At 68.3% G+C, this 6,387-nt stretch carries 8 protein-coding genes and 2 pseudogenes; 5 read left to right on the forward strand and 5 right to left on the reverse strand.

Annotated features, from left to right (window positions below; genetic code table 11):
• From DT074_RS27280 to DT074_RS27290, 3 genes are all read left to right on the forward strand, one after another.
• Positions 1 to 960 (forward strand): divergent polysaccharide deacetylase family protein (locus DT074_RS27280; protein ID WP_368744948.1); only part of this gene is annotated, 960 nt, incomplete at its 5' end.
• Positions 957 to 1,445: an RNA pyrophosphohydrolase gene (locus DT074_RS27285; protein WP_119422994.1), complete on the forward strand. Its 489-nt coding sequence runs from the start codon at positions 957 to 959 to the stop codon at positions 1,443 to 1,445. The genes DT074_RS27280 and DT074_RS27285, both read left to right, overlap by 4 nt.
• Before the next feature lie 4 nt (positions 1,446 to 1,449).
• Complete coding sequence (locus DT074_RS27290; RefSeq protein ID WP_119422995.1) at positions 1,450 to 2,217, forward strand: alpha/beta hydrolase; 768 nt, start codon at positions 1,450 to 1,452, stop codon at positions 2,215 to 2,217.
• Here DT074_RS27290 and DT074_RS27295 read toward each other — a convergent pair.
• From DT074_RS27295 to DT074_RS27310, 4 genes are all read right to left on the reverse strand, one after another.
• On the reverse strand, positions 2,214 to 3,053 hold the full coding sequence (locus DT074_RS27295) for an alpha/beta fold hydrolase (protein WP_119422996.1): 840 nt from the start codon (positions 3,051 to 3,053) through the stop codon (positions 2,214 to 2,216). The two genes, DT074_RS27290 and DT074_RS27295, sit on opposite strands and share 4 nt — an antisense overlap.
• Before the next feature lie 4 nt (positions 3,054 to 3,057).
• The gene (locus tag DT074_RS27300) at positions 3,058 to 3,867 is read right to left on the reverse strand and encodes a ferritin-like domain-containing protein (RefSeq protein ID WP_119422997.1); all 810 of its coding nucleotides are present in this window, start codon (positions 3,865 to 3,867) and stop codon (positions 3,058 to 3,060) included.
• Positions 3,868 to 3,995: 128 nt separating this feature from the next.
• Positions 3,996 to 5,198 carry an acyl-CoA dehydrogenase family protein gene (locus DT074_RS27305; protein ID WP_119422998.1) on the reverse strand — a complete coding sequence of 401 codons (1,203 nt, stop codon included), beginning with the start codon at positions 5,196 to 5,198 and terminating at the stop codon, positions 3,996 to 3,998.
• Between the two features lie 103 nt (positions 5,199 to 5,301).
• Positions 5,302 to 5,757 carry a nucleoside deaminase gene (locus tag DT074_RS27310; protein ID WP_119422999.1) on the reverse strand — a complete coding sequence of 152 codons (456 nt, stop codon included), beginning with the start codon at positions 5,755 to 5,757 and terminating at the stop codon, positions 5,302 to 5,304.
• Between the two features lie 130 nt (positions 5,758 to 5,887).
• Here DT074_RS27310 and DT074_RS27315 point away from each other — a divergent pair, with 130 nt between their 5' ends.
• Both DT074_RS27315 and DT074_RS28660 read left to right on the forward strand, forming a co-directional pair.
• Positions 5,888 to 6,145, forward strand: a complete 258-nt coding sequence (locus DT074_RS27315) for a type II toxin-antitoxin system Phd/YefM family antitoxin (protein ID WP_119423000.1) — start codon at positions 5,888 to 5,890, stop codon at positions 6,143 to 6,145.
• Positions 6,093 to 6,260, forward strand: a pseudogene (locus DT074_RS28660) (type II toxin-antitoxin system RelE/ParE family toxin); the annotation flags it as partial. The gene DT074_RS27315 and the pseudogene DT074_RS28660, both read left to right, overlap by 53 nt.
• A gap of 9 nt (positions 6,261 to 6,269) precedes the next feature.
• Here the strand turns inward: DT074_RS28660 and DT074_RS27320 are convergent.
• Positions 6,270 to 6,387, reverse strand: a pseudogene (locus DT074_RS27320) (IS5/IS1182 family transposase); the annotation flags it as partial.

The raw sequence follows: 6,387 nt of genomic DNA on the forward strand, positions 1-6,387 counted from the left end.
GCCCAGGCTCCGCCGGCACCGCCGCCGCCGCCCAAAGTCGCCACGGCGCCGCAGCCGCCACCCGCGCCGCCGGCACAGGCGCCCGCTCCGCCGCCCGGCAGGACCGGCAAGCCCGATGCCGCCAAGCCCGACGCAACGAGGCCGGAGCATGTCGGGCCGCTGCCGCCGGTGCCGGACCCTGCTTTGGTGCAGCAGAGCCCGCATGGGCCGCTGCCGATCGTCGGCGCCGATGGCCGCAAGCCCTGGCAGGTCTATGCGCGTCCCTTCGACAGTGCCGACAAGCGGCCCCGCATCGCCGTCATGGTGGCCGATATGGGCCTTTCGCAGGCGGCGACGCAGAGCGCCGTCACTCGGCTTCCCTCCGCCGTCACCCTGGCCTTCGCGCCCTATGCCGGCGACCTGCAGAGCTGGATCGCCCAGGCCCGCGCGGCTGGTCACGAGGCGGTGCTGCAGCTGCCGATGGAGCCGCTCGACTATCCGCACAACGATCCGGGCCCGCGGGCGCTGCTCACCTCGCTCAAGCCGTCGGACAATCTGGACCGCCTGTCCTGGCTGCTCGGCCGCTTCACGGGTTATGTCGGCGTCACCAACTACATGGGCTCGAAGTTCACCGCTTCGACCAACGACGTGCGCCCGGTCCTGGAAGTGCTGGCCAAGCGCGGCCTGCTGTTCGTCGACAGCCGCTCCTCGGCGCGCTCGGTGGCGACGCGGATCGCCGCGGATCTCGGCATGCCGCGCGCCTATAACGACCGCTTTCTCGACAACGAGGCGAGCCGCAACGCCATCGACGCCCGGCTGGAAGAGCTCGAGCGCATCGCGCTGAAGAACGGCGCCGCCGTCGGCATCGGCTATCCCTATCCGGTCACCATCGACCGCATCGCCCATTGGGCGCCGACGCTGGCCGCCAAGGGCATCGCGCTGGTGCCGGTCTCCGCCATTGTGGACAAGCAGAGCGAATGACGAAGCTGCAGCCCTACGAGAAGCGTCCCTATCGCCCCGGCGTCGGCATGCTGCTGGTCAACGACGGCGATCTCGTCTTCGTCGGCCGCCGCATCGATCAGCGTGCCGAGGCCTGGCAGATGCCGCAGGGCGGCATCGACGAGGGCGAGGATGCGCGCACCGCCGCGATGCGCGAGCTGGAAGAGGAGATCGGCACCGCCAAGGCCGAGATCGTCGCCGAGAGCCGCGACTGGATCTACTACGACCTGCCGCCCGACATCGCCGACAAGGTGTGGAAGGGTCAGTACCGTGGCCAGAAGCAGAAATGGTTCCTGCTGCGCTTCCGTGGCCAGGACAGCGACATCAGGCTCGATACCAAGCACCAGGAATTCGATGCCTGGCGCTGGGTGCCGCTCGACCAGGTGCCGGCCCTGATCGTGCCGTTCAAGCAGGTGCTGTATCGCAAGGTCGTGCAGGAATTCGCACCGCTGCTCGCCCGCGCCTGAACGGATGGGCCGGGCGCTGCCGCCGATCGTCTTCGTGCACGGCGCTTTCGTCGGCGGCTGGTCGTGGGAGCCGTTCGTGCGCTGGTTCGGCCACCGCGGCTTCGACGTGCACGCGCCGAACCTGCGCCACCACGAGCCGGGCGCGCCGCGCGGTTCACTGCACGATGTCGGCCTCGAGGACTACACCGACGACCTGGCGGTGCTGGTCGAGGGCCTGAGCGAAGCGCCCGTGCTGGTCGGCCACTCGCTGGGCGGCCTGATTTGCCAGAAGCTTGCCGCCCGCGGCCTGGCACGCGCGCTGGTCCTGCTCGCCTCGTCGCCGCCGCACGGCATCCTGCCGGGCCCCGGCGAGATCGCGGCGCGCATGGCGCTGATGGGCAGCATGGGCATGCACCTGCGCAAGTCGGTGCGACCGAAATTTGCCCTCGCCGAATACGCCATGGACCGTTTCCCGCCGCCGATGCGGGAGAAAATGTTCCGCCGCTTCGTGCCGGAATCGGGTCGCGCGCTGTTCGAAAGCCTGTTCTGGGAGCTCGACCATACCCGCGCGTCGGAGGTGCCGCCGCGCCGCGTGCGCGTGCCGGTGCTGTCGGCGATCGGCTCGGATGACAGCTTGTTCAGTCAGACGACGGCGCGCGCTATCGCACAGCGCTATCCGGGGCCTGCCAGCTTTCACGTCTTTCCCGGACTCGGCCATTATCTGATCGGCGAGCCGGGATCCGAGACCATGCCGGCTTTCGTCGAAGGCTGGATCCGGCGCGCGCTGGCTTAAGCGACGCTGGCGAGGAATTCCTCGACCAGCCGGTTGAACGCCGCCGCCCGCTCGAAATAAGCGGAATGGCCGGCATCGGGGATATGCGCGGCGCGGGCGCCGGGGACCAGCGGCGCGATGACGTCGCCGGCGAAGGGCGGAATGACCACGTCCTCGTCGCCGGCGATGAACAGGACCGGGCAGCCGGCCTTGGCCAGCTCCGCCGGCGCACGGGTCCGGTTCCGGCCGAGCCGGGCGCGGATCGCCTCCTTGTCGAGATGCGCGTTCATGTCGTCGATATGGCGGTAGAGCAGGTGCAGCGCAGGCTGCTCCGCCGCCATCCGCGCACCGGCCGCCACATGGATGCTCCGCCGCACGAGATCGGCGCGGGCGTTCTCGCTCGCCTTCGCCCATGCGGCGAGGCGGGGCAGCACGGCCTCGCCCGCCTGTGCCGGATCGAGCGAGCCGGTGGTGGCGGCCAGCACCAGCGCCTTCAGCTTGCCGGTGCGCTTCAGCGCGTATTCCACCGCGCTCCACCCACCCATCGATTGGGCGACGATGCGCACTTCGGTAAGCTTCAGGTGGTCGACCAGCGCGGCGAGATCGTCGCCGTACCTGGCCGGGTCCGGCCCGCCTTCGATCCGCGAGGAGGGCGCGAAGCCGCGATGCGCGAAAGTGATGCAGCGATAGCGGGCCGAGAAATGCCCGACCTGCTGCCACCACGAGAGTTGGTTGCCGCCGAGCCCGTGCGCGAAGATCAGCGCCGGCCCCTCGCCGGTTTCCTCGAAATGGATGCGGCAATCGGGGCGTTCCAGCGTGCCGAGCCGGCGTGCCGGCGCCGCATAGTCTTGGGTCATCGGGTCAGGCGAGCTCCAGCCGCGCAGCCTTCCAGGCCAGGAAGCGATAGCCGAAGCGCGCCAGCAGGGCGGAGAGGCGGCCTTGCGGATTGAGGCCGACCGCCTTCAGCGCCATGCCGACGCCACGCTGCACATGGCCGAAGCGGTAGAGCCGCCAGGCGCGTGCCGCATAGGCATCGGAATGGCGCTTGCGGTCATAGGGCTCGGGCGGCTGGTTGGCGCACCAATAGGCCATGGCGAGCTCGTCGTCGGACGCTTCCTGCACGCGGCCGATGGCGAGGCGCAGGCGGCGCACCAGCGACAGGCCTTCCCGCGGCTGATAGCGGCGCAGATGCGTCTCGAACAGCTTGTAGTGGCGGAACTCGTCGCCGGCGATCTTGTGCGCCACCGCCTTCAGCACCGGCTCGTCGGTCGCGTCCCGGATCGCGCTGTAGAAACTCGACGTGCCGCATTCCACCACGCAGCGCGTGATCAGCTCGCCGGCGAGCGAGCCGCGCACCGAGGCGGTGACATCCAGCGGCAGGCGGAAATTGGCGCGGAAACGCGCCATCGCCTGTTCGTAGCTGAAGGAGGGATCGGCCAGCTCGCACCAGCGGGCCAGCGCGGCGCCGTGCTGGTTCTCCTCCGCGCCCCATTGGTCGGCCGCGGCGCAGAAGGCGGCATCGCCGCCGAACACGTTCTTCAGATAGCGCACATAGTCGTCCGCATTGCCTTCCACCAGGGCCGCGGCCTTGATCGCGCGCAGCAGCTCCGGGTCAACCCGGGCGGGGTCGAAGGCGCCCCAGGGGATGTCGTCGAGCGTCCAGTGTCGCATGTCTGAAACAGTGGTAAGCAAACCGTGCGGGCCTTTCAAGGCACTTATGCGCCTCAGAACAAAAGGAAACCCCCGGCACCTGGGATTTGTTTCCGGTGCCGGGGGCTCTCGTTAACGCCGATCGGCGGTCAGTTCCAGCGCTTCAGCTCGAGCCGGCCGATCTGGTTGCGATGCACTTCGTCCGGTCCGTCGGCCAGGCGCAGCGTGCGGGCATGGGCATAGGCATTGGCGAGGCCGAAATCCTCGCTCACGCCGCCCGCGCCATGCGCCTGGATCGCCCAGTCGATCACCTGGCAGAGCATGTTCGGCGCCGCGACCTTGATCATGGCGATCTCTTTCCGCGCCGCCTTGTTGCCGACCGTGTCCATCTTCCACGCCGCGTGCAGCGTCAGCAGGCGGGCCTGGTCGATCATGATGCGGGCCTCGGCGATGCGCTCGAGCGTCACCGTCTGCTCCGCCACCGGCCGGCCGAAGGCGACGCGCGACTTGACGCGCTTGCACATCTTCTCCAGCGAGCGCTCCGCCACGCCGATGGCGCGCATGCAGTGATGGATGCGGCCCGGGCCGAGGCGCCCTTGCGCGATCTCGAAGCCGCGGCCCTCGCCCAGCAGCATGTGGTCGGCCGGCACGCGCACGTTCTCGAACAGCATCTCGGCATGGCCGTGCGGCGCGTCGTCATAGCCGAACACCGGCAGGTGGCGCACCTGCTTCACGCCCTTGGCATCGGCCGGGATCACGATCATCGACTGCTGGCGATAGCGGTCCGGGTTGTTCGGGTCCGACTTGCCCATGAAGATGAAGACCTTGCAGCGGCTGTCGGGCGCGCCCGACGACCACCACTTGCGGCCGTTGATGACATATTCGTTGCCGTCGCGGACGATCGAGCTCTCGATATTGGTGGCGTCGGACGAGGCCACCGCCGGCTCGGTCATGGCGAAGCAGGAGCGGATCTCGCCCTCCAGCAGCGGCTTCAGCCACTTGTTCTGCATCTCCTTCGACGCATAACGGGCGAAGACTTCCATGTTGCCGGTATCCGGCGCCGAGCAGTTGAACACCTCCGGCGCGAACGACACGCGGCCCATGATCTCGCAGAGCGGCGCGTATTCCAGATTGGTCAGGCCGGCGCCGTACTCGCTTTCCGGCAGGAACAGGTTCCAGAGGCCGGCCGCCTTCGCCTTCTTCTTCAGCTCGCCCATCAGGGGCGGCGCGTTCCAGCCGTGCTTCTTGACCTCGTCCTTATAGGCCTGCTCGTTCGGATAGATGTTCTCGTCCATGAAGCGCTGCAGCTTCTCCTGCAGGGCCTTGGTCTTGTCGGAAAATTCGAAGTCCATGGGTCGCTGTCCCTTATGTGTCGTTGCGGGCGTTTCCGGGTGGGCCGGATATTAGCGCCGGCAGCCGGCGATGTCGCGCGCGGCTGGCGCCGCCTCGGTTGCGTCAGCGACGACCGGCGAAGAACCTCTTCAGAAGCGCGGCAGCGCGGATTTCGCCAATCCCGCCATAGACTTCCGGCGCGTGGTGGCAGGTCGGCTGGCGGAAGAACCGGGGCCCGTGCTCGACCGCGCCGCCCTTGGGGTCGGGGGCCGCGTAATAGAGCCGCCGGATGCGCGCGAAGCTGATCGCCCCGGCGCACATGGCGCAGGGCTCCAGCGTGACATAGAGGTCGAGATCGCCCAACCGCTCGTTGCCGCGCGCCGCCGCCGCGGCGCGGATCGCCAGCAGCTCGGCATGCGCCGTCGGGTCGCGGTCGCGGATCGTCCGGTTGCCGGCACGGGCGACGATGGCACCCGTCCCTGCTTCGACCACGACCGCGCCGATTGGCACCTCACCGGCCGCCTGCGCGGCCTCGGCCTCGGCGAAAGCGGCATCCATTAAGGGGTTCGGTTGATTCATAGGGCCGGGAATAGGCGGCGCGCGGGCGCCCGGCAACCCTCCGCCTCATCTTCTCGCTGCCCTGGCGTTGCTGACGCGTTCAGCTAAAATAGCTTTTTTGGCCTGAAGTCACTCAGTGAAGGAGTTGCCGATGCGCAGCATGGCAGCCGGGGACGCAAAGAACCGCTTTGGCGAGTTGCTCGATTCGGCCCAGCGCGAGCCGATCACCATCGAAAAGCATGGTCGTCCGGTTGCGGTCGTGATTTCCGCGGAGGACTACAAGGAGCTTGAGGGGCTGAAGCTCGCCCGTCTACGGCGCGAGATCCAGAAGGGTCTGAAGGCTATCGGGTCTGGCCGTGTGGTGGACGGGCGCGCGGCGATCGACGCGCTACGCAGACGCCTCAAATAGCGCCTTGGCTCGCTTTGGCCTTTCCGAAAGTGCTGAGGCCGATCTGCAGGAGATCGCGACCTATACCGTAGAGCGCTGGGGCGCGGCGCAGGCGCGGAAATACCTCGACGATCTGGAAGCGCGCCTAGGTCGTGGACTCATAATCTCTGGCCCAGAGGCGTGCTGCGGCGATGGTGATGGCGGCAAGGTAGTTTCGGGCGAGCTTGTCGAAGCGTGTGGCGATGCGCCTGAAGTGCTTGAGC

The sequence above is a fragment of the Desertibaculum subflavum genome, from assembly GCA_003576705.1.
GTDB lineage: Bacteria > Pseudomonadota > Alphaproteobacteria > Ferrovibrionales > Ferrovibrionaceae > Desertibaculum > Desertibaculum subflavum.

Excerpts from the sequence above, each read along its gene's own strand:
- DT074_RS27295 (WP_119422996.1), bottom strand. The coding sequence starts at position 3,053 with ATGACCCAAGACTATGCGGCGCCGGCACGCCGGCTCGGCACGCTGGAA.
- DT074_RS27305 (WP_119422998.1), bottom strand. The coding sequence starts at position 5,198 with ATGGACTTCGAATTTTCCGACAAGACCAAGGCCCTGCAGGAGAAGCTG.
- DT074_RS27290 (WP_119422995.1), top strand. The coding sequence starts at position 1,450 with ATGGGCCGGGCGCTGCCGCCGATCGTCTTCGTGCACGGCGCTTTCGTC.
- DT074_RS27310 (WP_119422999.1), bottom strand. The coding sequence starts at position 5,757 with ATGAATCAACCGAACCCCTTAATGGATGCCGCTTTCGCCGAGGCCGAG.
- DT074_RS27285 (WP_119422994.1), top strand. The coding sequence starts at position 957 with ATGACGAAGCTGCAGCCCTACGAGAAGCGTCCCTATCGCCCCGGCGTC.
- DT074_RS27315 (WP_119423000.1), top strand. The coding sequence starts at position 5,888 with ATGCGCAGCATGGCAGCCGGGGACGCAAAGAACCGCTTTGGCGAGTTG.
- DT074_RS27300 (WP_119422997.1), bottom strand. The coding sequence starts at position 3,867 with ATGCGACACTGGACGCTCGACGACATCCCCTGGGGCGCCTTCGACCCC.